Here is a 24932-nt window from a genome sequence, read left to right on the forward strand (position 1 = left end):
ATGCGCAGCATCAGACAGCCGGGCGCACCGCTCGCTGAACGCATCCAATGGGTGGAGGCGAGGGGGCACGCCTTCTCGTTTACGCTTCAAGGCGGTCTACCATTGCTGGAGGCCGCACGCCGCGGCTTTGCCGCGGAGGGATTTGCCGGCGGTGTGCTGAACTTTGGCAGTGGTGCGCTGGGGCCGTTCGCCTATGTGATGCCGGCGCTGTCCAAGACTGGCGACAACGCAGCGTTCTACAGCGATACCTATCGGCCCTCGGGCATCTCGCGCACAAAACTCGGCAGCATGACGCTGGGCACGCGTGACGGTGCGCCGTTCTTTCATTGCCACGGGCTGTGGACGGAGGCCGATGGCCGCGCGAGTGGCGGGCACATGCTGCCGGACGAGACTGTTGTCGCCGAGCCGTTTTTAGTCGACGCTTTCGGTGTCGACGGCGCGATGTTCACCGCCGAGCCAGATCCCGAGACGAACTTCAAGCTGTTCGGCCCAGTGCCTGCTGCGAGCAGCGGCGCGCGCACCACGAGCCGCGCCTTCGCGTTGCGGCTGCTTCCCAACCAGGATTTTGCGGGGTGCCTTGAGGCCTTCTGCCGCGCGCACGGCATTGCGCGTGCGAAAGTCCACGGCGGCGTCGGCTCCACCATCGGGGCGCGCTTCACCCATGGTGGTGTGACCGAGCCGTTCGCGACGGAGCTTGCGGTGACGGCCGGGACGATCGTGCCTGGCACGTCCGGCGCACTGGACGCCGCGCTCGACGTTGCGCTGATCGACTACACCGGCGGCATTGCGGCGGGCCGTCTGATCCGTGGCGACAATCCCGTGCTGATGACGATGGAGCTGGTGCTCGAGGTGTTGGGCTGATATCGGCGAATGATCTCAGAAGCGTGAACGTAGCTTGGCGATGGCGAGGTACGTCGAGTCACTGAAGCCCGATGTCCCCGAACTCGATCCTTGAAAGAGGTCGAGCACGGGCGATTGAGTCTGACTTGAATTTTTGATGTCATACATGGCGGAGAAACGGCTCAACAGCTTTTCAAGCTTCGTGGGGTCGGACAGATCTTTGACGTTGAGGATTTTGTCCATGATCTTGGCTTGCTGATCGATCGGCATCGCAGCCATCGTGTCAGGCAGATCGAAGGTGGTCCTGAAGACCTCCGAAAGTGCCTTGTCGGCAAGGATGTCGTATGACGACGTGATGTCCCCCGCCTTTCGGCGGAAATAGAGCGCCAGGCGCACGCCGGGATTCGTATCCCCTTGCTGTTGCTCCAGGCTTTGCTCGAGATAGTTCGCTTGAGTTTCCCGAAATTGATCCCGTTTCTGCGGACCCATCAACGGAAGGCGCGCGACATTACCTTTGCTGTCGAAATTGAACGACGCCGCGATCTCGGCAAAGCGGGGATCGCTCTCCGTATTTGCGAAGTTCTTTGGATCGTTCAGATCGGATGCGAATATCTTCTTGAGATAGGCGGTGGTGACCTTCCCCGGATCGATCCCCTTTGCGGTGAGAATGAAATTGACCATCGTCTTGTTTGCGAGCAGATCGGAAACGCTTCCGATGCCGGCGATGGCTTCCTGATAAGCGGTGGCGTCTTTCGTGGCTTGTGTCCGAACGGCCGCTTGCTGCTGCGGGCTTGCCTGCTTCACTGCCGCAACGACGTAGTCTCTCGCAATCTGGAGGACCTCAGCCGAGTCCTGGGCCACCAAGGGGGTTGTCAGATTGCCCTTTGCGTCGAAGTTGAAGGCGCGTGCAAGCTGTACGTATCGATCGTCCTTGAGGGTATAGACGTAGCTCTTGGGGTCGTTGAGGTCGCTTTCGAGGACTTTCTTGACGGTGTCCTGCGAGACCTGTCCGGGATCGAGGCCGACGGCTCCCAGCGCAAAATCATTGACGCTCGGCGTCGATACGAACGCCTGGAGCGAATTGACCTTGAGGATGGCCGTCCTGAATTGCCTGACCGCCACAGCTTCGTTGATCGGGCTCGCTGCCGAATAGACGGCGGACTTGCTGTTGTCGAACAGCTGCTTCGTGATCGCAACGTTTGCGGCCGTCTGCGCTGACACACCTGGCGGAAGCGATCCGTCGGACGAAAATTCGAACGCGCTGGCCAGATCCATAAACTGGCCAATCTTCGTGATCTGGTCGCCGAGGTCGGATATGCTCTTGGTAGATGACTGCAGGTGATATTTTTCGACCAATATCTGGACCTTCAACCCGGCCACGTCAGCGCCCGGTTGCGTCAATTGAGCCGTGTAGTCGGCAATCTTCGAATTGGCGTCGCTTGCGTCCGATCGGGCTTGTGCAAGTTGGGCGTTGAGGCCGTTCAGCTGAGAGGCGAACGTGGTGTTGACATAGCTGTTGGGATCGGATGGATCGCTGCGCAGGACCTGACTGATCGTGTCACGCGACCATTTGCTTTGATCGATCCCAAGGGCCGAATAGACATAGTTGCGAAGGCGATCGTTGTTGAGGAGCTGGTCTGCACTGGTGACGTTGCCGATCTGAGCGCTGTAGTAGTTGGAGTCGTCGGCAAGCGCATTGACCTGGTTCGTCTTGGTCGACGTGTAGAGACCGATCATCTCGTCGGTCTGGTCCCCTGATTGCGCAACCGGCGTTGCACTGCCATTGAAGGAAAATGCCGCGGCGAACTCCTGGTAACGCTTGTCGACCAGCTTGTTGACGAAGCTCTTGGAGTCGTTGAGATCGCTCTCCAGCACCTTCTTCATGAAGGCCTTGGCGTACGTCATGTCTTCCAGGCCATAGGCCTTCATTGCATAACTATACAGGCGATAGTTACTCATGAAATCGTCGACGGTCTTCACCTTGCCGATGTTGGCTTTGTAATAGGCGGCCTCTCGCGCGACGTCTGTCTGCTGTCCGACCCGCGTCAGCGACTGCTGGAGATTGCGCGTGATGTAGTTGTAACCGAAATACGTTGTTACCATCGCGCACTCCTCGCGGCTTTACGGTCCCGGACGTCCGTCAATCATTGCCGGGTCGCGAGGTGAGGCTGGCCTCATACCAGCAAACTGTTTCGTAGCTTCGTTTTCTTAAGGCGATTCTGGACCGCAATCTTAGGTATCAATTTGCGTCCAAGTGACGCATGGCGGGTTGTGTTGCTGGTTATTGCTAAATGTTTCTCAGGTGCAGCTTTCGCGAGGATTGTGTTCCTGATATGTTCCATGGAAATATCAGACAAAGCGGAGCGGGCGAGGACATGAGCCGGACACGACGCCGTCAGACCACCCTCCGTGCGCCGTACCTCAGGCGCGTCTGGCTCGACCGCGCGCGGGTCGAGGACTGGGAGGCATATCCGTTCTGCCTTCCCGTCTTCAGGGACGAATTCGACCACAGCTTCGACGCCGCCGTGACGATCATTGTCGGGGAGAACGGCACCGGGAAGTCGACCATCCTCGAGGGGATCGCGGGGCTGGCCGGCTTTGCCAGTACCGGCGGACGCAAGGGTTTTCGGGAGATCGACGGCGGTGGCATCGAAGTCACCGGCGAGGAGCTGGCGTTCGCCTTGCGGGCTGCGTGGGTGCCGAAGGTGACCGATGGCTGGTTCTTCCGGGCCGAGACGTTCTTTTCGGTCGCGCGCTATCTGGACCGGTCGGCCGTGGATGCTGCGAAGGCCATGGAAGATGTGTTTGGCGCGAGCGTTCAGGAGGCGCCGGACTATCTCTCGTTCTCCCACGGCGAAGGCTTTCTGGTGTTCTTCGAGGAGCGCTGCCAGAAGCAGGGCATCTACATCTTCGACGAACCGGAATCCGCGCTGTCGCCGGCGCGGCAGATGGACTTCCTCAAGCTTCTGCATCGCATGGATCTCTCCGGCAATTGCCAGGTGATCATGGCGACCCATGCGCCTCTGCTGATGGCCTATCCCAATGCGCAGCTGCTTCGGCTCGGGAAATACGGGCTGGAGCCGACAACGGTGGAGCAGACCGATCATTACCGGGTGATGCGGGAATTTTGCGACGACCCGCGCGGGTTCGTGGAGGCGACGCTGGGGGAGTAGCCGAGGTACGCCACCGACACTCACTCCTCCATCGTCGTTGCGAGCGCAGCGAAGCAATACAGAGATGTATCCGCAGAGGCGGTCTGGATTGCTTCGCTGCGCTCGCAATGACGGAGTTGAGGCGCGTTCGTCGATCCCAAATCGCATCTTCATCGCCACGCCGGCGCCACGAACCGGTCTCCCCACGGTCCAAAAATGCGCTACCATGATCGCAGCGCGCCTCAAGCCGCGCAGATTCAAGGGTGAGGAAACGACATGCGGATGACGATCGGAACGGCGGTCGCCGGGGTGGCGGCGCTGGCGGTGGCTGGGATGGCATTGACGGCAGCTTTTGAGCCGGTTTGGGCCCACGGGCCGACCCGGCAGAAGGTGCGGGAATCCATCGAGATCAACGCAGCCCCCGCCAAGGTCTGGGGGGTGATCGGCAATTTCCAGGACATGAGCTGGCTGCCGCCGGTCACCAAGACCGAGGGCGAGAAGGGCAACGAGATCGGTGCGACGCGGCGGTTGACCCTGACCGGAGGCGCCACCGTCGACGAGGAGCTCTACAAGTTCGACGCGGCCGCGATGACCTATTCCTACCGGATCACCACGGTCGACGTGAAGGTGCTGCCCGTCACCAACTATTCCTCGACGCTGACGGTGACGCCGGGCGCCGACGGCAAGGGCACGACGCTGGAATGGGCCGGCGCGTTTTACCGCGGCTTTCCCAACAACGATCCGCCGCCGGAGTTGAGTGATGAGGCTTCGATCAAGGCGGTGAAGGGGCTCTATCAGACGGGCCTGGAGGCGCTGAAGAAGAAGATCGAGAGCGGAAGCTGACCGTGCGGGCCCTGATCCTGGCGGCGCTTGTCGCCAGCATCGCGCACGCCTCCGCGGAAGAAGCCTTCGTCACCAATCAGCTCAGCGACGATCTGATGGTCGTGGACCTCGCCACCTCGCGCGTGGTCGCGACCGTTGCGATCGGCGGCAAGCCGGCCGGCGTGACCGTCACCGCCGACGGGCGCTTTGCCTATGTGACGAGCCCGGACGCCAAGGCCGTGACGGTGGTGGATGCAGCAAGGCGGCAGGTCGCCGGCCGGATCGAGGTCGGCGGCGGGCCGCTCGGCATTGCGGTCGCGCCCGACGGCCGAACGGTCTATGTCGCCGACTGGTACGCCGCCGCGGTGCGGGTGATCGATGCGGCGACGCGTAACGTCACGGCGAGCATCGCGGTCGGTGCCTCGCCGTCGGGGCTTGCGGTGACGCCTGACGGCCGGCTGCTGCTGTCGGCGGACCGCGACGACGACAGTGTCTCGGTCGTGGATACCGCGACGCGCGAGCGCAGGGCGATCATCAAGGTCGGCACCCGCCCGTTCGGCGTCACCATCGATGCGGACGGCAAGCGCGCCTACACCGCCAATGTCGGCTCCAACGACGTCTCCGTGATCGACATCGCCGAGGCCCGCGAGATCGGCCGGGTGCCGGTCGGGATGCGGCCCTATGCGGTGGCGCTGACGCCAGGGCGCGGCTTCGTCACCGACCAATATGGCGGCACCGTCAGCGTGTTCGATCTGGCGACGCTGAAGCCGGTGAAGCGCATCACGGTGGGCGACTATCCCGAAGGGATCGCCGCGACTGCCGACGGCAAGCGCGTCATTGTTGCCTGCTGGGAGAGCAATACGCTCAGCATCATCGACGCCGCCGAACTGAAGCTGATCGGCGAGGTGAAGGTCGGCGACGGCCCGCGCGCGTTCGGGGCATTCTTGCGGAAGACGGAGTAGGGGCCGCGTCGCACCTATTTCGATCCGGCAAACGCCTTCAGCTTCAAGAAAAAGTCTTTCAGGATCGGGTTGCGATCCACGTAGGTCACGTAGCGGATTGGATGGCGCCGACGATCGATGCTCCACCTGATCTGATCCGTGAGAACCGGGGCCGGTATGATCACGCTCGGTGCCCACACGGGGTTCAGTAGCCAGCCGACCGGCGCCATGTCCCAGATTTCCTTGGCCCAGCCCAGATGATCGGACGAATATTCCTTGAAGCGCATGGCGAGGAACGCGCCGATGCTGCCGTGCGGTTCGACGTAGCGCTCGATCTCCGGCACCGTGCTGTGAAGGTGCGAGGTGACGCCCCTGCAGGGCACGAGCACGAGCGGCACGCCGCTGTCGAACAGCACTTGCGCGCCGCCGACGTCCTGCTTCAGATTGAACTCGATCGTGTGCGGCCATTCCAGCGCATGCCCGCCGAGCCAGACCACCACGACGCGGTCGATGATGTCGGGGGCTTTCAGCAGCGCAGAGGCGACGTTGCTGATGGCGCCGATGGCAATGACGTAGAGCGGATTGTCAGGCGAGCCCGCACGCGCCCGGGTGATGAGGTCGTCGACAGCGGGCGCCGCCTGCGCCGTCTTGCCCGGGCCGACATAGTCGGTGACGCCGCGATGAACCAGGCCATCCGGCGCGACATTCAGGCGCTCCAGCAGGCGAAGGATTTCCTGATAGCTCAGCTCCATGCCGTGGCCGGGGCTGTCGGCGCGCGCGTTGAAGAACGGCGCGGCATAGATCGCCTCGACGTCGAAACGCTCCGGCGACAGCAGCATCTGTACCAGCGCGAACTGATCGTCGATCTCGTTATAGGTGTCGGTGTCGAGCACGACACGCACCTTGCCGACCGGCGGCTCAAGGAGTTTGAGGCGGGCTGCGTCCGTCAATGTCATCACCGTCTCCTCGGGCTGTGCATGTCGATTGCGGATCAGGCCTTGAGTGGCATCCGAAAGACCATATCCGCGATCTCATCCATCTGCGCGAACATGTGATCGGGCGCAAGCGCCTGCAGCGCCGCCGGCGCGGCATAGCCCCAACCGACGGCGCCGCAGGCGATGCCCACCGCGCGCGCGGCCTCGATGTCGCGCACCTCGTCGCCGATTGCGATAACCTCCGCCGGGGCGACGCCGGCGCGCCGGATCACGCGGCGGAATTTGGCCGGCTTGCCGAACACCGAAGCGGCGCAATCGAAATGCGAGAACAGGGCGGCGGCGTCACCCAGCTTCTGTCGCGCATTGGCCTCACTGTCGGAGCTCACGAGCGCCAGCTGCACACCGTTATCGGTGAGCGTCCGCAGCATGGGCACGACACCAGGAAACAGCGCAATCTCCGCCGATGCTTCCGCCTTCAACCGCCGCGCATGCCGCGCGATCGCCGGTAGCTTCCACAGCGGCACCTCGAGCCGGCTGAGGATCTCGCGCGTCGAAGCATGCCGCAGCCCTTCGACATCTTCATCCCGCACGCGACGAAAGCCGAAGCGATCGGCGACGTCGTTGATGGTGCGCAGGAACCAGGGAAAGCTGTCGACGAGCGTGCCGTCGAGATCGAAGATGGCGAGGGAGTAGGGCATGGAATGGCGGTGGGGCTGGTCGAGATTCATAGCCGGATGTACAAGAGTGAAACAGGAATGCACAGATGTCGGTCGACCAGATTCAACTCAGCAAGTTCTTGAGCTTCGTGTTGAGACACAAGCCCGATGAGATCGGTTTGACGCTTGGTGCCGAGGGCTGGGTCAATATCGACGAATTGGTTGGAAAAGCCAATGCGGCGGGGACGAAGTTCGACCGAGCTGACCTGCTCGGCGTCGTCGCGAGCAGTGACAAGAAGAGATTTTCGCTGTCGGCCGATGGGCTCAACATCCGCGCCGCACAGGGACATTCGGTAGCGGTGGAGCTCGGCTTGCCACCCCAACAACCGCCCTCAATGCTTTATCACGGGACGGCGACGCGGTTTGTTGAAGCAATCCTGTCGGAGGGGTTGAGGCCGCAAGCGCGCCAACAGGTGCATCTGTCATCCGATGAGGAGACCGCATTGCGCGTCGGTCAGCGCCACGGCAAGCCTCGCATCTTCAAGATCGATGCGGGCGGCATGCACCTGAAGGGGTTCAAATTCTACCGTGCAGACAACGGAGTGTGGTTGACCGACCATGTACCGCCGGAGTTCCTGGTGTAGACCGGCAGACTAGAGAGGACGATGCTGTGCATCGGCCTCGCTATCGGTTGCAGATCTCTCCTCTACTCCGCCGCCTCGCTCGTCCTCCCGCGCTTCGGCTTCCTTGCCTTCTTCAGCACCGGCGCCAAAAACTTCCCTGTGTAGCTCCGCGGCGCCTTCACGATGTCTTCCGGCGGGCCCCAGGCGACGATTTCGCCGCCGCCGTCGCCGCCTTCGGGGCCGAGGTCGATGACCCAGTCTGCGGTCTTGATGACTTCGAGATTGTGCTCGATGACGACGACCGTGTTGCCCTGCGCGACCAACTCGTGCAGCACCTCCAGCAGCTTCTTGACGTCGTGGAAGTGCAGGCCGGTGGTCGGCTCGTCCAGGATGTAGAGCGTGCGGCCGGTGGCGCGCTTTGACAGCTCTTTTGCCAGTTTGACGCGCTGCGCTTCGCCGCCCGACAGGGTGGTGGCCTGCTGGCCGACATGGATGTAGTCGAGGCCGACCCGGTGCAAGGTCTGGAACGTCTCGCGCACGCGCGGCACCGCCTTGAAGAAATCGGCGGCTTCCTCGACGGTCATGTCGAGCACGTCGGCGATGCTCTTGCCCTTGAACAAAACTTCGAGAGTCTCGCGGTTGTAGCGCTTGCCCTTGCAGACGTCGCAGGTGACGTAAACGTCGGGCAGGAAGTGCATCTCGATCTTGATGACGCCGTCGCCCTGGCAGGCCTCGCAGCGGCCGCCCTTGACGTTGAAGGAGAAACGGCCGGGTTCGTAGCCGCGCGCCTTGGATTCCGGAAGGCCGGCGAACCATTCACGGATCGGCGTGAAGGCGCCGGTATAGGTCGCGGGGTTCGAACGCGGGGTGCGGCCGATCGGCGACTGGTCGATGTCGATGATCTTGTCGATGTGCTCGAGGCCCTCGATGCGATCGTGGGGCGCGGCGCCTTCGCTGGCATTGTTCAGCTTGCGCGCGATGGCCTTGTAGAGCGTGTCGATCAGCAGCGTCGACTTGCCGCCGCCGGAGACGCCGGTGACGGCGGTGAACAGGCCGAGCGGAATCTCGGCCGTGACGTTCTTGAGGTTATTGCCGCGCGCGTTGACGACCTTGATGGTGCGGCGATGGTTCGGCGGACGCCGCTCCGGCACCTCGACCTCGAGCTCGCCGGTGAGATATTTGCCGGTCAGCGAGTTCGGGTTGCGCATGATCTCGGCGGGCGTGCCTTCGGCAATGATGTTGCCGCCATGCATGCCGGCGCCGGGGCCGATGTCGAGGACGTGGTCAGCGAGGAGAATGGCGTCCTCGTCATGCTCGACCACGATCACGGTATTGCCCAAGTCGCGCAAACGCTTGAGCGTGTCGAGCAGGCGCGCGTTGTCGCGCTGGTGCAGGCCGATCGAAGGCTCGTCGAGCACGTAGAGCACGCCGGTCAGTCCCGAGCCGATCTGCGAGGCCAGGCGGATGCGCTGGCTCTCGCCGCCGGACAGCGTGCCGGAGGAGCGGGAGAGGGTGAGATAGTTGAGGCCGACGTCGAGCAGGAAGGTGAGACGCTCGCGGATCTCCTTGAGAATGCGGCCGGCAATCTCGTTCTGCTGCGCGTTCAGCGCCTCCGGCACGGTCTCGAACCATGCACCGGCACCCTTCACGGACATCTCGGAAATCTCGCCGACATGCTTGCCACCGATTTTGACGCAGAGCGCCTCGGGCTTGAGCCGGAAACCGTTGCAGGCGCCGCAGGGCACGTCGTGAAAATACTTCGCCAGCTCCTCGCGCGCCCACTCGCTCTCGGTCTCGCGGTAGCGGCGGTTGATGTTGGTGATGACGCCCTCGAACGGCTTCTTGGTGTCGTAGGACCGCACCCCGTCCTCGTAGGAGAACTTGATCTCGTCTTCGCCGGAGCCATGGAGAATCGCGTCTTTCGTCTTCTTCGGCAGATCCTTCCATTTGGTGGTCAGCGTGAACTTGTAGTGCTTGCCGAGCGCGGTCAGCGTCTGCACGTAATAGGGCGACGACGATTTGGCCCAGGGCGCGATCGCGCCCTTGCCAATCGCGAGCTCCTTATCGGGGATGACGAGGTCTTCGTCGACATGCTGCTCGACGCCGAGGCCGCCGCAGGCCGGGCAGGCGCCGTAGGGATTGTTGAAGGAAAAGAGTCTGGGCTCGATCTCGGGAATGGTGAAGCCGGACACCGGGCAGGCGAATTTTTCCGAGAACAGGATGCGCTCGGGTCCGCTTTTGTCGTGAATCTTTGCGGTCTTCTTCTTCTCTTTTTCTTCGGCGGGCGCAGCTGGCGGCGCGTCGGCGAACTCGACGACGGCGAGGCCTTCGGCGAGCTTCAGCGCGGTCTCAAAGCTTTCGGCGAGGCGCTGGCCGATGTCGGGACGCACCACGATGCGGTCGACGACGACGTCGATGTCGTGCGGGAATTTCTTGTCGAGCGTCGGTGCTTCTGCGAGCTCGTAGAAGGTGCCGTCGATCTTGACGCGCTGAAAGCCCTTCTTGAGCCATTCGGCGAGCTCCTTCCGGTACTCGCCCTTGCGGCCGCGCACGACCGGGGCAAGCAGATAGAGGCGGGTGCTCTCGGGCAGGGCGAGCACGCGATCGACCATCTGCGACACGGTCTGGCTTTCGATCGGCAGGCCGGTGGCCGGCGAATAGGGCACGCCGACGCGCGCCCACAACAGACGCATGTAGTCGTAGATCTCGGTCACCGTGCCGACGGTGGAGCGCGGGTTCTTCGATGTCGTCTTCTGCTCGATCGAGATCGCCGGCGACAGGCCATCGATCTGGTCGACGTCCGGCTTCTGCATCATCTCCAGGAACTGGCGCGCATAGGCCGAGAGCGACTCGACATAGCGACGCTGGCCTTCTGCATAGATGGTATCGAAGGCGAGCGAGGATTTGCCCGAGCCGGACAGGCCGGTGAACACCACGAGCTTGTCGCGGGGAATCTCGACGTCGACGTTCTTGAGGTTGTGCTCGCGCGCGCCGCGGATCGTAATTGCGTGCCGGCTGGAGCCCGCGTTCGGTTGTTGGCGCTTCGCCTTGATCACTTCATCCATCCTGGTGGTCCTCAAGGAATCCCAAAGGCGCGCGATCGCGCCAACGTTGAAGGCGCGCTTCGCCCGGAACCGGGATCGGCGCCGATGGGTATGTCAGCGAACGTAGGAAGAACGAGGACGGATTTCCAGTGCGACTTGCGGATCGTCAACGGTTTGTTGGCGCGCTGGCGGCATCTGGCAGTAGCGGAGTGCGGAAAACACGCAAGAGGGCCGGCACAAGGCCGGCCCGTCCGCGGAACTCATTCGCAGCCGGATCAGTATTTGGCGATGACGGGGCCACCGAACCTGTAGCTGACGCGCGCGGTGGCGATGTCGACGTCCTGGTGGATGCGATCGGTGCGGGAGAATGCCCCAATGTTCGAGGTGAAGCTGTTGTCGTGCGAACCCATGAAGCCGTGCACGTAATCGAGGCCGATGACGATGTTGGGTGTCACGCCGAAGTCGAGACCGGCGCCGACCGCGCCGCCCCAGCGCGTCTCGCTCGCCCTGTCGAACACAAAGCCGGTGGCGGTAGTGAAGCCCTCGTACTTGTCGCTCACGACCATCGCGCCGCCCTTCACGTAGAACAGCACGTTGCTCCAGGCGTAACCGACTTGGCCGGTCACGAGGCCGAAGGCGTTGATCTTCGAGCGGTCGGAGCCGACGCCGCCGGCGGCCAAGCTTGGGCCATTGGAGCCGCTGAGATGAGCCCAGTCGCCCTGGCCCTCCACACCGAACACCCACGCGGCATTCTGCCAGCGATAGCCGACTTGTCCGCCCGCGACGCCGCCGGTCGCGGTGTGGCAGCCTTCCGACGCGGCAGGGACGATCGGCGCGCCCAGGATGTTGGTGACGATATCCCAGCACTTTCGGCTCCATCCGCCGCCGCCATTGGCGCCGATGTAAAAGCCGCTCCAGTCGTAGATCGCGGCAACCGACACGGGAGCCTTGGTGTAGGGACGGGCCGCCAGATCAGCCGCCGAAACGGACGTGGTCATCGCGACGATGCCGGCGGCGGCAAGCAAGAACTTATTCAAGACGGACTCCCCCAAGGCCAAAGTTGATTGCGATCTTCGATACAACCTTTGAGGTGCGACGGTCTGTCACCGGAGAGCCACAGCGCGCCCAAAATGGAACTTATGCGCAAGTGCTCGCGCAGCCTGCGCAAAAACAAAAAGGCCGGCACAAGGCCGGCCTTTCGTAACGCGATGGCGTTGGACGCGAAGCTTAGTACTTCAGATCAGCGCTCTAGATCAGTACTTGGCGACGATCGGGCCGTTGAAGTGATAGTTCACGCCGACCTGCACGGTGTGGAAGTTGAGCGTGCCGGAGGGCACGGCGCCCGCGAAATAGGTCTCGCCGCCGAGGCTGCGATAGAGGTACTCGCCCTTGACCGACCACTGCGGTGCGATGAACGCTTCGACGCCGGCGCCGACGGTCCAGCCGGAGTGCCACTTGCTGTCGGAGGCGGTCAGGCCGAGCGCGCTGACGCTGATCTTGTTGTCAATCCAGGCATAGCCGCCCGTGCCGTAGAACAGGACGTTGTTGACGGCGTAGCCAACGCGGCCGCGCACGGTGCCCAGCGCATCGGTCTTGGAGCTCACGGTGATGCCGAGTGCCGTCGCCGAAGCATTCACGTCAGCCCAGGCGCCATCGGCCTCGACACCGAACACGACGTTGCCGGTCTGCCAGTTGTAGCCGGCGGTGCCGCCGACGAAGCCACCTTGCATCCGGGGGCTGTTCGAATCTTCCCAGGCGCCGCCGCCGACGATACCGAGGTAGAACCCGGTCCAGTTGTAGACCGAGGCGACAGCCACGGGAGCCTTCGTGTACGGGCGGGCTGCCAGATCGGCAGCCGAGGCGGAAGCGAACGCACCGAACGCGAGCAAACTGGCCGAAGCCAACAAAACCTTCTTCATTTTCAACCTAATCCCAGTCCCAGTTTCTGTTTTTGCCTTCCGCGCGTCGGAAGGGCATCGGACGCTCTGGTCCAACTGGTGTCGGCTTACACCACTGAAGCCGCAAGTTGTGTCTCTCAAAAGTCACAACAGACGCAAAATGTAATAGTCACTGACCTATAGTTCCCGTGGGGGAATAAACAAAAAAAGGCCGGCACGCAGCCGGCCTTCATTAACTAATGATATCAGATGGATATCAGTATTTCGCGATGATCGGGCCACCCCAGCGATAGTTCACGCGGACGAGGCCCATGTCGATGTTCTGGCTGATGCGATCGCTCTGGAAGGCGCCGACGCCGGGCGTGTTGAGCGTGAGGGTGCGGTTGCCCAGGAAGATGTGGTCGTACTCGATGCCAACCGTCCAGTTCGGCGCGAAGCCGAACTCGAGGCCGGCGCCGACCGTGCCGCCCCAGCGGTTGTCATTGGTCGAGGCGAGCAGGGTGCCGGCACCGGCGAAGCCGGGCGCGGTGAAGACGTCGTACTTGTCGGCGACGACGGCACCGCCGCCCTTTACGTAGAACAGGACGTTATTCCAGGCGTAGCCGACCTGTCCGGTGAACAGGCCGAAGGCGTCGATCTTCGAGTGGTTGCGCTGTGCCGGGAAGAGGACGCTGACATTGTCGCCGGAGAAGTCGGCCCAGTTGCCCTGACCTTCGAGGCCGAAGACCCAGTTGGCGGATTGCCAGCGATAGCCGACCTGGCCGCCGACCGTGCCGCCGGTGGCATTGTGGCAACCTTCGCCGCCGACGAGGGCGCCGCCGCCGAGGACAACGTTGTCCCAGCATTTGTGGCTCGAGCCGCCACCGCCGTTGATGCCGATGTAGAACCCGCTCCAGTCGTAGATGGTGGCGATCATCGGCGGCGGCGCCTTGGTGTAGGGACGCGCCGCAAGATCCGCAGCGCTCGCAGGAGCCGACAGGCTCAAAGCAACAATGCCGATTGCACTCAACAGAATTTTTTTCATTGCAGTCTCCCTAGTGTTGTCCGCTCTCGTGGTCCCCGAAGCGGTCAATCAGGCGCGACGCCCATATGAACCAATTCCAAGGTCAGCGTAGTCCCATCGGGAGGCAGAGTCCGTCTCTGGAATGCAACAGTCATCAGACAACGAGACGGGGGCCAACTTGATGAATGTTAAGTATTTTTTCAGACCCGCGGGAACCCGGAAAGGTTCCAGTCAACTCCGTGATGAAAGAGGCACAGCGGTACCGCCAAGCGCCCCGTTTTCAGGGTCGATTTTGACAGGAACAAATCTGGAACAAACTCCACGTCGATGCTATATATGGGGATAACCGGGGGCGCGGCGGGTCGATCGGCGCGCGTAAGCGTATAGGGTCGGCCCAGCAGGCGGCGATGGCGCGGGCGCGCGAACCCGCTTTCGAAATTCAGTGGCATTTGGAGTGGAGAGCGGCGATGGCGGGAAGCGTCAACAAGGTCATTCTGGTCGGAAATCTCGGCAAGGATCCGGAAATCCGCCGCACCCAGGACGGGCGGCCGATCGCGAATCTGAGCATCGCCACCTCGGAGACCTGGCGCGACAAGAATAGCGGTGAGCGCAAGGAAAAGACCGAGTGGCACCGTGTCGTGATCTTCAATGAAGGGCTCTGCAAGGTCGCCGAGCAATACCTGAAGAAGGGCGCCAAGGTTTACATCGAGGGCGCGCTCCAGACCCGCAAATGGACTGATCAGGCTGGCGTCGAGAAGTACTCGACCGAGGTCGTGCTTCAGGGCTTCAATTCGACGCTGACCATGCTTGATGGCCGCAGCGGCGGGGCAGGCGGCAGCTTCGGTGACGAGCCGAGCGGCGATTTCGGCTCTTCCGGTCCCGTCTCGAGCGCACCGCGCCGGCCGGTGGCCGCGAGCGGCGGTGGCCGCAACAGCGACATGGACGACGATATCCCGTTCTAAGGCGAGGGCGCGTCGTCCTGGAAGGCGTCGTGCTGACGTAAGGCGGCAGGCTGTCTTGCCAATTGGCGGGTAAAGCTCGGCTTTTGCGCGCTTGCCTGGCCCGTCGATCCGAGGAAGCTCCGCATGAGCCTTGCGCCGCTGCTTGAGGCCGCTCCGGCCATTCCGCTGCATGCCTTTGCGGCTATGGCGGCCTTCCTGCTCGGTCTGGTCCAGTTCGCCGCCCCCAAGGGCACGCTGCCGCATCGGACGATCGGCTGGATCTGGGTGGCGCTGATGGCGGTGGTGGCCGCATCATCGTTCTGGATCCACCAGATCCGCCTGGTGGGGCCGTTCGGTCCGATCCATCTGCTCTCGATCTTCACGCTGGTGATGCTGCCGCTGGCGGTGTGGCGGGCCCATACCCATCGTGTCGCCTCCCATCGGCTCATCATGATCTTCATCTTCACGGGTGCGCTGGTGATTGCGGGTCTCTTCACGCTGCTGCCGGGACGGCTCATGCATCAGGTGGTTTTCGGCTCATAAAGCCGGGTTCCAGAGGGTCCATTCCCGGCCCCGCCCGGCAAGCTCAGCGATGGGCGTAAGTCGTTGGAAAAATAAGCGGAAAAAGCCCTTCCCTCGGCCATGCAAGGGTGGTTATCAGGGCCTCGATGCGCTATATGATTCCCAGACAAAAACTCACCGGATTTCCCCTTGGCTGACGACGACAACAAGCCCGGCGACCAGCCGGCGCAACCCTCGGACATTCGCCCAGTCTCCATCTACGAGGAGATGAAGAAGTCCTACCTCGACTACGCCATGAGCGTGATCGTGGCGCGTGCGCTGCCTGATGCGCGCGATGGTCTGAAGCCGGTGCATCGCCGCATCCTGTACTCGATGCACGAGCAGGGCCACACGCCCGACAAGAAGTACGTCAAGTCCGCACGCGTGGTCGGCGACGTCATCGGTAAGTATCATCCGCACGGCGACCAGTCGATTTACGACGCGATGGTCCGCATGGCGCAGGGCTTCTCGATGCGCGTGCCGCTGATCGACGGTCAGGGCAATTTCGGCTCGGTCGACGGCGATCCGCCTGCCGCTTATCGTTACACCGAAGCGCGACTGACCAAGTCGGCGCTCGCCCTGCTGGCCGATATCGACAAGGACACCGTCGACTTCCAGCCGAACTACGACAACAACGAGACCGAGCCGTCGGTTCTTCCGGCCAAGTTCCCGAACCTTCTGGTCAACGGCGCAGGCGGCATCGCGGTCGGCATGGCCACCAACATTCCGCCGCACAATCTCGGCGAGGTCATCGATGCCTGCGTGGCGCTGATCGACAATCCCGCGCTCACCATCGACGAACTGATCAACATCGTTCCCGGACCGGATTTCCCGACCGGCGGCATCATTCTCGGACGGGCGGGCATCCGCGCTGCCTATCACCTCGGCCGCGGCTCGATCGTGATGCGCGGCAAGGTCGCGATCGAGACCATCCGCAAGGAGCGCGAGGCGCTCATCATCACCGAGATTCCCTACCAGGTGAACAAGGCGACCATGGTCGAGCGCATCGCCGAGCTGGTCAAGGAAAAGAAGATCGAGGGCATCGGCGACCTGCGCGATGAATCAGACCGCGAAGGCTACCGTGTCGTCATCGAATTGAAGCGCGACGCCGTGGCGGATGTGGTGCTGAACCAGCTTTACAGATTCACGCCGCTGCAGACGAGCTTCGGCGTCAACATGGTGGCGCTCGACAGCGGCCGTCCGCGGATCATGCATCTTAAGGACCTGCTGGCCATCTTCGTCGACTTCCGTGAGCGGGTCGTCACGCGGCGCACCAAGTACCTGCTCGCCAAGGCGCGCGATCGCGCTCATATCCTGGTCGGTCTCGCGATCGCGGTCGCCAATATCGATGAGATGATCCGCGTCATCCGGACCTCGCCCGACCCGACCACGGCCCGCGACACCCTGATGTCGCGCGACTGGCCGGCCCGCGACGTCGAGGACATGCTGACCCTGATCGACGATCCGCGTCATCGCATCAGCGAGGACGGCACGATCCGGCTGTCGATGGAACAGGCCAGAGCCATTCTCGACCTGCGCCTGCAACGCCTCACCGCACTCGGCCGTGACGAAATCCGCGAGGAGCTCGACAAGCTCGCCGGCGAGATCGCTGATTATCTCGACATCCTGCGCTCGCGCGAGCGCGTGCTGGGGATCATCAAGACCGAGCTCGCCGAGGTGAAGGCCGAGTTCGCCACGCCGCGCCGCACCGTCATCATCGAGCAGGAGGGCGAGGTCGAGGACGAGGACCTGATCCAGCGCGAGGACATGGTCGTTACCGTCTCCCACGCCGGTTACGTCAAGCGCGTGCCGCTGTCGGCCTATCGGGCGCAACGCCGCGGCGGCAAGGGCCGCGCCGGCATGCAGACCCGCGACGAGGACTTTGTCAGCCGCCTGTTCGTGGCCTCGACGCATACGCCGGTGCTGTTTTTCTCGTCGCGCGGCCAGGTCTACAAGGAGAAGGTCTGGCGGCTGCCGATGGCCGCGCCGAACGCGCGCGGCAAGGCGATGATCAACATCCTGCCGCTGGAGCAGGGCGAGCGCATCACCACCATCATGCCGCTGCCCGAGGATGAATCGACCTGGGGCAACCTCGACGTGATGTTCGCGACCACCGGCGGTAACGTCCGGCGCAACAAGCTGTCCGACTTCGTCGACGTCCGCCGCTCCGGCATCATCGCGATGAAGCTCGACGACAATGAAGCGATCGTCGACGTGCAGATCTGCACCGAGCGCGACGACGTGCTGCTGACGGGCGCCGGCGGCCAGTGCATCCGCTTCCCCGTTACCGACGTGCGCGTGTTCACCGGGCGCACCTCGATGGGCGTGCGCGGCATCGCGCTCGCCGACGCCGACAAGGTGATTTCGCTGGCGATCCTGCGCCACGTCGAGACCTCCTCGGACGAGCGTTCGGCCTATCTGAAGATGCGCCGTGCGGTCGCCGGCGAAGCTGCGGCCGAGGAGACAGCGGTGGATGCCGAGGCCGAGGAGACCTCCGGCAGCTTCCAGCTCTCGCAGGAGCGCTATGTCGCGATGTCGGCGCACGAGCAGGTGGTGCTGACCGTCTCCGTCAACGGCTATGGCAAGCGGACCTCGTCTTACGAGTACCGCACCACGGGCCGCGGCGGCAAAGGCATCGTTGCCATGAGCGTCAACAACCGCAACGGCAATCTGGTGGCCTCCTTCCCGGTCGAAGACGCCGACCAGATCATGCTGGTCACCGACAAGGGCCAGCTGATCCGCTGCCCGGTCGAAGGCATCCGCATCGCCGGCCGTTCGACCCAGGGCGTGATCGTGTTCGACACCGCCGAGGACGAGCACGTCGTCTCGGTCGAGCACATCACGGAAGAGGCCGAGAGCGGGAATGTTGCGAACGGGGAATGACGCGCATTAGGCGTGGCCCGGGCTAGTATTGGGGGACGTACCATGCCGCGATATGTTGCTTGCCTGTTTGCTGTCCTGACAGCCGTCGCTTCGGCGAGCGGCGCCGCGGCCGCTGATGTCAAGGTGATGATCTCAGCAGGTTTCTTTGGCGTGTATGAGGAGCTCGGTCCCGCGTTCGAGAAGTCAACGGGGCACAAGCTCGTCACCACGCGCGGGCCTTCGGTCGGCGATTCACCGGAAGCGATTCCGACGCGTCTGTCCCACGGCGAGGAGGCCGACGTGGTGATCATGGACGGGGTCGGCGTCGATCTTCTGGAGCAGAAGGATTTAACTCGCCCGGGCAGCCGGGTGCCGTTGGCGGAATCGTTCATTGGCATGGTGGTTCGTGCTGGGCAACCCAAGCCCGACATCAGCACGATGGATGCACTACGCAAGACGCTGCTTGCGGCCAAGTCCATCGCCTATTCGGACAGTTCCAGCGGCACCTATCTGTCGACGATCGGATTCAAGAAACTCGGCGTTGCCGATGAAATCTCCGGCAAGACGCGCAAGGTGCGCGGTCCTCCTTCAGGTGAGCCCGTCGCTGCCGTCGTCGCCCGTGGAGAGGCAGAGATCGGTTTCCAGCAAGTCCCGGAACTGATCCATGTGCCGGGGATCGACTTCGTCGGCACGGTGCCGTCCGAGGTTCAGCCGCCGACCCTTTATGTCGGTGCCCTGCCCAAGAACTCGCAACAGCCCGACGCCGCGATTGCCCTGCTGCACTTCCTTTCCTCCGCAGATGTTGCAGCCGTGATCACCAAAGCTGGAATGAGGCCCTTGCCGCCACATTGAAGGCTGGTCCAGGGCTTTGGTTCAAGCAGGGCTTTGGTTCAAGCAAGGCTTGCTTCAGATAGATCGCGAGAGAGATCGCGCGCCTGAATTTGGGCGCGCTTCGTAGGTCCACGCGCTAAATCTCCAGCTCCGTGCCGAACTCCACCACCTGCTTGGTCGGCACGCCGAAGAACGCGGCCGAGCGTTCGGCGTTGCGCTGGAGGAACGCGAACAGGCTTTCGCGCCAGACCCACATGCCGGGAATGTCCTCGCGCGGGATGATGGTCTCGCGGCCGACGTAATAGGTGATGTCGGAGAGGTCGATGCCGGGCAGCTTGCCCTGGCGGCAGGCCAGCGTGAGCCCGTCATAGATCGTCGGGTTCTGCATGAAGCCGTAATGCAGGACCACCCGGGTGATGCCGGTGATGATCTCGATCACCTCGGCGCGGTCCTCATCGGCGATGTGAGGCAGCTCCTCGATCAGCACGGTGACGAGGACGATGCGCTCGTGCAGCACGTGGTTGTGCTTGACGAACTGCGTCAGCGCGAGCGGCACGCCATTCGGCGCGGACGCCAGGAACACGGCCGTCCCGGGCAGCCTTGCGCTGCACTTGTTGACCGCGGTCTCGATCAAATCCTCCTCGGGCTGGCGCAGCTTTGCGCGCGCGGCCTCGACCAGCTTCACGCCGGCGCGCCAGGTCAACATCAGGAAGGCGACGAGGGCCGCGAGCAGCAGCGGAAACCAGCCACCCTCGAACAGCTTGATCGAGTTGGCTGCGAAGAAGATCACGTCGATCACGAAGAAGAAGCCGTTCACAGCCACCACGAGCCACGGCGAGTAGCCCCACTGGATCGCGACCAGGGCTGCAAGCAGCGTGGTGATCGCCATCAGGAGCGACACCGCGATGCCGTAGGCGCCGGCGAGTGCTTCCGAGGTGCCGAAGCTCAGGACCGCGCCGAGGGTCGCGGCGGCGAGCAGCCAGTTTACCAGTGGCACGTAGATCTGGCCGATTGCATCGCTCGTGGTGTGGCGGATCTGCATGCGCGGCAGGAAGCCGAGCTGGATCGATTGCTGCGTCAGAGAGAACACCCCGGAGATGATCGCCTGCGAGGCGATCACGGTCGCGACCGCCGAGAAGGCGACCAGCGGAAAGTGCAGGGCGTCGGGGCAGAGCTGGAAGAACGGGTTCTCGATCATCGTGGGATCGGTGATCAGCAGCGCGGCCTGGCCGAAATAGTTCAGCACCAGCGCTGGCAGGCAGATCGCGAACCAGGCCAGCCGGATCGGCAGGCGGCCGAAATGCCCCATGTCAGCGTACATGGCCTCGCCCCCGGTCACCGCGAGGAAGGCCGCACCGAGGATCGCGAAGGACACGTGGAAGTCCTGGTGGATCAGGAAGTCGAAGGCATAGAGCGGGCTGAGTGCGGCCAGCACCGCCGGTGCCTTGATGATGCCGTGGATGCCGAGCGCCGCCAGCACGGCGAACCAGGCCAGCATCACCGGCCCGAAGATGCGGCCGATGAAGCCGGTGCCCTGCTTCTGGATCATGAACAACCCGACCAGGATGGCGATGGTGATGGGCACCACCACAGGCGCGAGCGAGGGGGCATCAACTTTGAGACCTTCGATGGCTGATAGCACCGAGATCGCCGGCGTGATCGCACCGTCGCCGTAGAGCAACGCGGCACCAACGAGGCCGACCACCAGCAGATGCGCACGCCAGGTGCCGGGTTGCGCGTGGCGGGCATGCAGCAGCGCCAACAGCGCGACGATACCGCCTTCGCCGCGGTTGTCCGCACGCAGGATCAGCAGCGCATATTTCAGCGAGATGATCAGAAGCAGGGCCCAGAGGATCAGCGAGGCGACGCCCAGGATAGCTTCCGGAGTCACGGTCGTGCCATTGGCGGCTGCTTTCGCGGCTTCCCTGAGGGCGTAGAGGGGGCTGGTGCCGATATCGCCATAGACCACCCCGAGGGCGCCCATGGTCATGGCAATCGGCAGCGGATTGGGATGATGGCCGGAAGCAACTGCGGGCGTACTGGACAAAGGCGGCCCCCCAATGGGATCGCGCCCGACGGGCCATTCCGAGGGGCGCGAACGTTAGACACTCTGCGACGAGACGCCGCAAATATCCATGGGGTTTACACCGGTGTTTATGACGCCAAGCTGACGGAGCGACTACGGAGTGCGGTCCGCGGTCACGAGGCGAGCTACGCGGACGTCAGCCTTGGTGCCGGCACGGCGCAGGCAGGACGCCTCGAAATTCGGCCAGGCCTGCTGCGAGCAGTCCCTGCCGATGGTTTTGATGTCGAGCCGGTCGCTCTTGGCGAGGGGCTGCGGCACGCTGGCTTCGACGGTCGGAGCAAAGCCGGGCAGGAGGGTAAGGGCTGCGGCAACGCACGCAGCGATAGTGATCGCTGAAAGAGCCCTGATCATCGACGGTCCCCTGTGATGCGGCCGCTACGCCCAGTGTGCGGCCCGTCATTCGTTGGGTGGTTTAGTAACCATGGCCAGTTTCCGGACGTCTTCGCGGATGCGGGAAATGGTTTCGTTCGCGCCCGGTTTTGTTTCGTGGCTGCCCCGAGGACGAAACAATTCGGCGGATTCCGACATGGCGGAAAAATCTGGATTGCCGGAAAAACCGGCAGGGAACCTGCCCGGCTTGCCGGGCCGGGCCGGGCGCGGTAGGAGGAAGCCATGCCGCGCATTGCCTTCTATCCGGGTTCCTTCGACCCCATCACCAACGGCCATCTGGACGTGGTCCGGCATGCCGTTCCCCTATGCGACAGGCTGGTTGTCGCAATCGGCGTCCACCCCGGCAAGAAACCGCTGTTCTCGACCGAGGAGCGGCTGAAAATGCTCCACGACGTCTGCGGACCGGTGGCAGCCCAGGCCGGCTGCGCGCTGGAGGCCACCACCTTTGACGACCTCTCGGTGGCCGCGGCGCGCAAAGCTGGCGCGACCATCATGATTCGCGGTTTGCGCGACGGCACCGATCTCGACTACGAAATGCAGCTTGCCGGCATGAACGAGGCCATGGCGCCCGAAGTGCACACGGTCTTCCTGCCTGCATCCCCGATGGTCCGCCCGATCACCGCCACACTGGTGCGCCAGATCGCAGCCATGGGCGGCGATGTGTCGACGTTCGTGCCGCCGCTCGTTGCATCCCTGCTCAAGGCCAAATTCGCCGGATAACGGCGCGCTTTTTTCAACTCACCTGATCCGGAGTTCTCATGATCCGTCGTCTCGCAATTCTTGCCACGATGTTTATCGCGCTCAGTGGCGCGGTCCCGGCGGGCGCACAGACCCTGCCAGCCGGTCTCGACAAGGCCAACGCGCTCGTCATCGACACCACCAAGGGCCGCATCGTCATCAAGCTCAGGCCCGACCTTGCGCCCCAGCACGCCGAGCGCCTCAAGCAGCTCGCTCGCGAGGGCTACTACAACAACGTTCCGTTCCATCGCGTCATGGACGGCTTCATGGCTCAGACCGGCGACGGTCAGAATTTCAACGGCACTGGCGGCTCGAAATATCCGAACCTGAAGCAGGAATTCTCCAAGGTTCATTTCGCCCGCGGCATCGTCGGCATGGCCCGGCGCGGCGACAGCGTCGATACCGCCAATTCGCAGTTCTTCATCATGTTCGCGGACGGTGGCAGCCTCGACAACCAGTACACCGTGGTCGGCGAGGTCGTGCAGGGCATGGACGTCGTCGACAAGCTGAAGAAGGCCCCACCGGGTTCGGCCGGCGGCACCGTCACCGATCCCGACAAGATGGTGAAGGTGCAGGTCGCCTCCGACATCAAGTAGGGGAACGCGATGGCGCGCCGCGGCGACAGGTTCCTGCTCGCTGCCGCGGCGCTGCTGCTGCTGGGTATCTCCGGCGCCGCCGCAGAGGACGCGCAGGTCAACACCATCCAGGACATCTTCCAGCATCTGCGCACCTGCTGGAAACCGCCGCCGGCCGCCAGGGCTCGCCCTATCGACATCACTGTCGTCGTGAGCTTTAACCGGGCCGGAAACATTCTGGGCCGTCCGAGGATTACCTATGAATCCGCGGAGGCCTCCGACGATGACCGGTTGCAATACCGGATCGCGGTGATGGAGGCATTGCAACGCTGCACGCCGATGCCATTTACCGATGCGATGGCCGGCGCCGCTGCGGGGCGTCCTTTCGCGATCCAGTTTCGTAACCGGAAGACTTCACCCCCAACTCAAGAGAGACGAGTATGAGCGCCACCGAAAACACATTGATCCTCGAGACCACGCAGGGCCCCGTCACCATCGAGATGCGGCCCGATCTCGCGCCGGGCCATGTCGCGCGCATCAAGGAGCTGGTCCGCGAGGGCTTCTACGACGGTATCGTGTTCCACCGCGTGATCGACGGCTTCATGGCGCAGACCGGCTGCCCGCACGGCACGGGCACCGGCGGCTCCGGCCAGAAGCTGAAGGCCGAGTTCAACAAAGAGCCGCATGTGCGCGGCGTGACCTCGATGGCCCGTGCGGCAAGCCCAGACTCCGGCGACAGCCAGTTCTTCATCGTTTTCGACGATGCCCGCTTCCTCGACAACCAGTACACGGTGTGGGGCAAAGTGACGGACGGCATGGAGAACGTCGACAAGATCAAGCGCGGCGAGCCCGTGCAGAATCCCGACAAGATCGTCAAGGCGCGGATGGCCGCTGACGCGGAGTAACGACTGCCGTCATGCCCCGTCGTCGCGGGGCATGACAAGGTACCAAAATTGCGCACTGACCTCTTCGATTTCGATCTGCCCGCCGAGCGCATCGCGTTGCGCCCGGCGAGCCCGCGCGACTCGGCGAAGATGCTGGTCGTGGACGGTGGCGCGCTGCGCGACCAGATCATCTCCGACCTGCCGCAATGGCTGAAGCCCGGCGATCAGATCGTCGTCAACGACACCAAGGTGATTTCGGCGCAGCTCAAGGGCCGCCGCATCGGCCGCGAGACCGAGCCGAAGATCGAGGCGACGCTGATCAAGCGTCTCGACGGTTCGCGCTGGCAGGCGCTGGTTAAGCCGGCAAAAAAGCTCGTGGCCGGCGACCGCATCCGCTTCGGCAACGAAGGCAAGGTCTGCCTGCTTGGCCATCTTGATGCCGAGGTCGAGGCCAAGGGCGCGGAGGGTGAGGTGACGCTGTCATTCTCGTTCCACGGCCCTGCGCTCGATCAGGCGATCGCCGATCTCGGCAGCCCGCCGCTGCCGCCCTACATCGCCTCCAAGCGCACACCGGATGATCAGGATCTCGCCGACTATCAGACGATGTTTGCCGCCAACGAAGGCGCGGTCGCGGCTCCCACCGCGGGCCTGCACTTTACACCGGCGCTGGAGCAGGCGTTGCGCGACCGCGGTGTGGGCGTCAACCGCCTGACGCTGCATGTCGGGGCAGGGACCTTTCTGCCGGTGAAAGTGGACGACACCGAAGGCCACAAGATGCACGCCGAGTGGGGGACGATCTCGGCCGAGACGGCGGAACGGCTCAACACCGCGCGCAAGAACGGCGGCCGCATCATCGCCGTTGGCACCACGTCATTGCGGCTGCTCGAAAGCGCAGCTAACGAGGACGGCACGATCCAGCCCTTCGCTGCGGAGACGTCGATCTTCATCACGCCCGGCTATCGCTTCCGCGCCGTCGACTTGCTGATGACGAATTTCCACCTGCCGAAGTCGACGCTGTTCATGCTGGTGTCGGCATTCGCCGGGCTCGAGACCATGCAGCAGGCGTATGCGCACGCGATCGCGGAAGGCTACCGGTTTTATTCGTACGGGGATGCGTGCCTGCTGTTTCGGGCAGAGCCGTAGGGTGGGC

At 63.4% G+C, this 24932-nt stretch carries 23 protein-coding genes; 14 read left to right on the top strand and 9 right to left on the bottom strand.

Features of this window, described 5'->3' with window-relative positions; all coding sequences use genetic code 11:
- Complete coding sequence (locus tag ACPPVR_RS21345) at window positions 1–861, top strand: PCC domain-containing protein (RefSeq protein ID WP_426608560.1); 861 nt, start codon at window positions 1–3, stop codon at window positions 859–861.
- A gap of 15 nt (window positions 862–876) precedes the next feature.
- Here the strand turns inward: ACPPVR_RS21345 and ACPPVR_RS21350 are convergent, their stop codons facing one another.
- The gene (locus tag ACPPVR_RS21350; protein WP_426608561.1) at window positions 877–2943 is read right to left on the bottom strand and encodes a DUF1217 domain-containing protein; all 2067 of its coding nucleotides are present in this window, start codon (window positions 2941–2943) and stop codon (window positions 877–879) included.
- 272 nt (window positions 2944–3215) lie between these two features.
- Between ACPPVR_RS21350 and ACPPVR_RS21355 the strand changes: the two genes are divergently transcribed.
- From ACPPVR_RS21355 to ACPPVR_RS21365, 3 genes are all read left to right on the top strand, one after another.
- Window positions 3216–4013 carry an AAA family ATPase gene (locus ACPPVR_RS21355; protein WP_426608562.1) on the top strand — a complete coding sequence of 266 codons (798 nt, stop codon included), beginning with the start codon at window positions 3216–3218 and terminating at the stop codon, window positions 4011–4013.
- Window positions 4014–4268: 255 nt separating this feature from the next.
- The gene (locus tag ACPPVR_RS21360; protein ID WP_426608563.1) at window positions 4269–4835 is read left to right on the top strand and encodes an SRPBCC family protein; all 567 of its coding nucleotides are present in this window, start codon (window positions 4269–4271) and stop codon (window positions 4833–4835) included.
- Window positions 4836–4837: 2 nt separating this feature from the next.
- Window positions 4838–5776 carry a cytochrome D1 domain-containing protein gene (locus ACPPVR_RS21365; RefSeq protein WP_426608564.1) on the top strand — a complete coding sequence of 313 codons (939 nt, stop codon included), beginning with the start codon at window positions 4838–4840 and terminating at the stop codon, window positions 5774–5776.
- Between the two features lie 14 nt (window positions 5777–5790).
- Here the strand turns inward: ACPPVR_RS21365 and ACPPVR_RS21370 are convergent, their stop codons facing one another.
- Both ACPPVR_RS21370 and ACPPVR_RS21375 read right to left on the bottom strand, forming a co-directional pair.
- Window positions 5791–6711 carry a nucleoside hydrolase gene (locus ACPPVR_RS21370; protein WP_426608565.1) on the bottom strand — a complete coding sequence of 307 codons (921 nt, stop codon included), beginning with the start codon at window positions 6709–6711 and terminating at the stop codon, window positions 5791–5793.
- A gap of 35 nt (window positions 6712–6746) precedes the next feature.
- Window positions 6747–7388, bottom strand: a complete 642-nt coding sequence (locus ACPPVR_RS21375; protein WP_426616151.1) for an HAD-IA family hydrolase — start codon at window positions 7386–7388, stop codon at window positions 6747–6749.
- 65 nt (window positions 7389–7453) lie between these two features.
- On the opposite strand from ACPPVR_RS21375, the gene ACPPVR_RS21380 reads away from it, so the two are divergent.
- Window positions 7454–7990 carry an RNA 2'-phosphotransferase gene (locus ACPPVR_RS21380; protein WP_426608566.1) on the top strand — a complete coding sequence of 179 codons (537 nt, stop codon included), beginning with the start codon at window positions 7454–7456 and terminating at the stop codon, window positions 7988–7990.
- Window positions 7991–8052: 62 nt separating this feature from the next.
- Here the strand turns inward: ACPPVR_RS21380 and uvrA are convergent, their stop codons facing one another.
- From uvrA to ACPPVR_RS21400, 4 genes are all read right to left on the bottom strand, one after another.
- Window positions 8053–11034 (bottom strand): excinuclease ABC subunit UvrA, encoded by a 2982-nt coding sequence (gene uvrA / locus ACPPVR_RS21385; protein ID WP_426608567.1) that lies wholly within the window; start codon window positions 11032–11034, stop codon window positions 8053–8055.
- Between the two features lie 254 nt (window positions 11035–11288).
- Window positions 11289–12050 carry an outer membrane protein gene (locus ACPPVR_RS21390; protein ID WP_426608568.1) on the bottom strand — a complete coding sequence of 254 codons (762 nt, stop codon included), beginning with the start codon at window positions 12048–12050 and terminating at the stop codon, window positions 11289–11291.
- A 216-nt stretch (window positions 12051–12266) separates the two neighbouring features.
- Window positions 12267–12932 (bottom strand): outer membrane protein, encoded by a 666-nt coding sequence (locus tag ACPPVR_RS21395; protein WP_426608569.1) that lies wholly within the window; start codon window positions 12930–12932, stop codon window positions 12267–12269.
- 235 nt (window positions 12933–13167) lie between these two features.
- The gene (locus tag ACPPVR_RS21400) at window positions 13168–13935 is read right to left on the bottom strand and encodes an outer membrane protein (RefSeq protein ID WP_426608570.1); all 768 of its coding nucleotides are present in this window, start codon (window positions 13933–13935) and stop codon (window positions 13168–13170) included.
- Window positions 13936–14381: 446 nt separating this feature from the next.
- On the opposite strand from ACPPVR_RS21400, the gene ACPPVR_RS21405 reads away from it, so the two are divergent.
- The 4 genes from ACPPVR_RS21405 to ACPPVR_RS21420 all read left to right on the top strand — a co-directional run bounded on the left by ACPPVR_RS21405 (window position 14382) and on the right by ACPPVR_RS21420 (window position 19130).
- Entirely contained in the window at window positions 14382–14876 is a 495-nt protein-coding gene (locus ACPPVR_RS21405) for a single-stranded DNA-binding protein (protein WP_426608571.1), read from the top strand.
- A 123-nt stretch (window positions 14877–14999) separates the two neighbouring features.
- On the top strand, window positions 15000–15398 hold the full coding sequence (locus ACPPVR_RS21410) for a DUF2306 domain-containing protein (RefSeq protein WP_426608572.1): 399 nt from the start codon (window positions 15000–15002) through the stop codon (window positions 15396–15398).
- A gap of 168 nt (window positions 15399–15566) precedes the next feature.
- Window positions 15567–18299, top strand: a complete 2733-nt coding sequence (gene gyrA, locus ACPPVR_RS21415; protein WP_426608573.1) for a DNA gyrase subunit A — start codon at window positions 15567–15569, stop codon at window positions 18297–18299.
- 42 nt (window positions 18300–18341) lie between these two features.
- Window positions 18342–19130, top strand: a complete 789-nt coding sequence (locus tag ACPPVR_RS21420) for a substrate-binding domain-containing protein (protein WP_426608574.1) — start codon at window positions 18342–18344, stop codon at window positions 19128–19130.
- A gap of 115 nt (window positions 19131–19245) precedes the next feature.
- Here ACPPVR_RS21420 and ACPPVR_RS21425 read toward each other — a convergent pair whose 3' ends face one another.
- Both ACPPVR_RS21425 and ACPPVR_RS21430 read right to left on the bottom strand, forming a co-directional pair.
- Window positions 19246–21099, bottom strand: coding sequence for a potassium transporter Kup (locus ACPPVR_RS21425; protein WP_426616152.1), 1854 nt, complete (start codon window positions 21097–21099; stop codon window positions 19246–19248).
- A 189-nt stretch (window positions 21100–21288) separates the two neighbouring features.
- Complete coding sequence (locus ACPPVR_RS21430; protein WP_426608575.1) at window positions 21289–21546, bottom strand: hypothetical protein; 258 nt, start codon at window positions 21544–21546, stop codon at window positions 21289–21291.
- A gap of 261 nt (window positions 21547–21807) precedes the next feature.
- On the opposite strand from ACPPVR_RS21430, the gene coaD reads away from it, so the two are divergent.
- The 5 genes from coaD to queA are packed head-to-tail and all read left to right on the top strand — an operon-like array spanning window position 21808 to window position 24925.
- Window positions 21808–22305, top strand: a complete 498-nt coding sequence (coaD, locus tag ACPPVR_RS21435) for a pantetheine-phosphate adenylyltransferase (protein WP_426608576.1) — start codon at window positions 21808–21810, stop codon at window positions 22303–22305.
- Between the two features lie 38 nt (window positions 22306–22343).
- On the top strand, window positions 22344–22919 hold the full coding sequence (locus tag ACPPVR_RS21440) for a peptidylprolyl isomerase (protein WP_426608577.1): 576 nt from the start codon (window positions 22344–22346) through the stop codon (window positions 22917–22919).
- Between the two features lie 9 nt (window positions 22920–22928).
- Complete coding sequence (locus tag ACPPVR_RS21445) at window positions 22929–23342, top strand: hypothetical protein (RefSeq protein ID WP_426608578.1); 414 nt, start codon at window positions 22929–22931, stop codon at window positions 23340–23342.
- Window positions 23339–23803: a peptidylprolyl isomerase gene (locus tag ACPPVR_RS21450; RefSeq protein WP_426608579.1), complete on the top strand. Its 465-nt coding sequence runs from the start codon at window positions 23339–23341 to the stop codon at window positions 23801–23803. The genes ACPPVR_RS21445 and ACPPVR_RS21450 overlap by 4 nt, the downstream gene beginning before the upstream one ends.
- 48 nt (window positions 23804–23851) lie before the next feature.
- Entirely contained in the window at window positions 23852–24925 is a 1074-nt protein-coding gene (gene queA / locus ACPPVR_RS21455; protein WP_426608580.1) for a tRNA preQ1(34) S-adenosylmethionine ribosyltransferase-isomerase QueA, read from the top strand.
- Window positions 24926–24932: the final 7 nt, after the last annotated feature.

Source organism: Bradyrhizobium sp. McL0616, assembly GCF_049993385.1.
Lineage (GTDB): Bacteria > Pseudomonadota > Alphaproteobacteria > Rhizobiales > Xanthobacteraceae > Bradyrhizobium.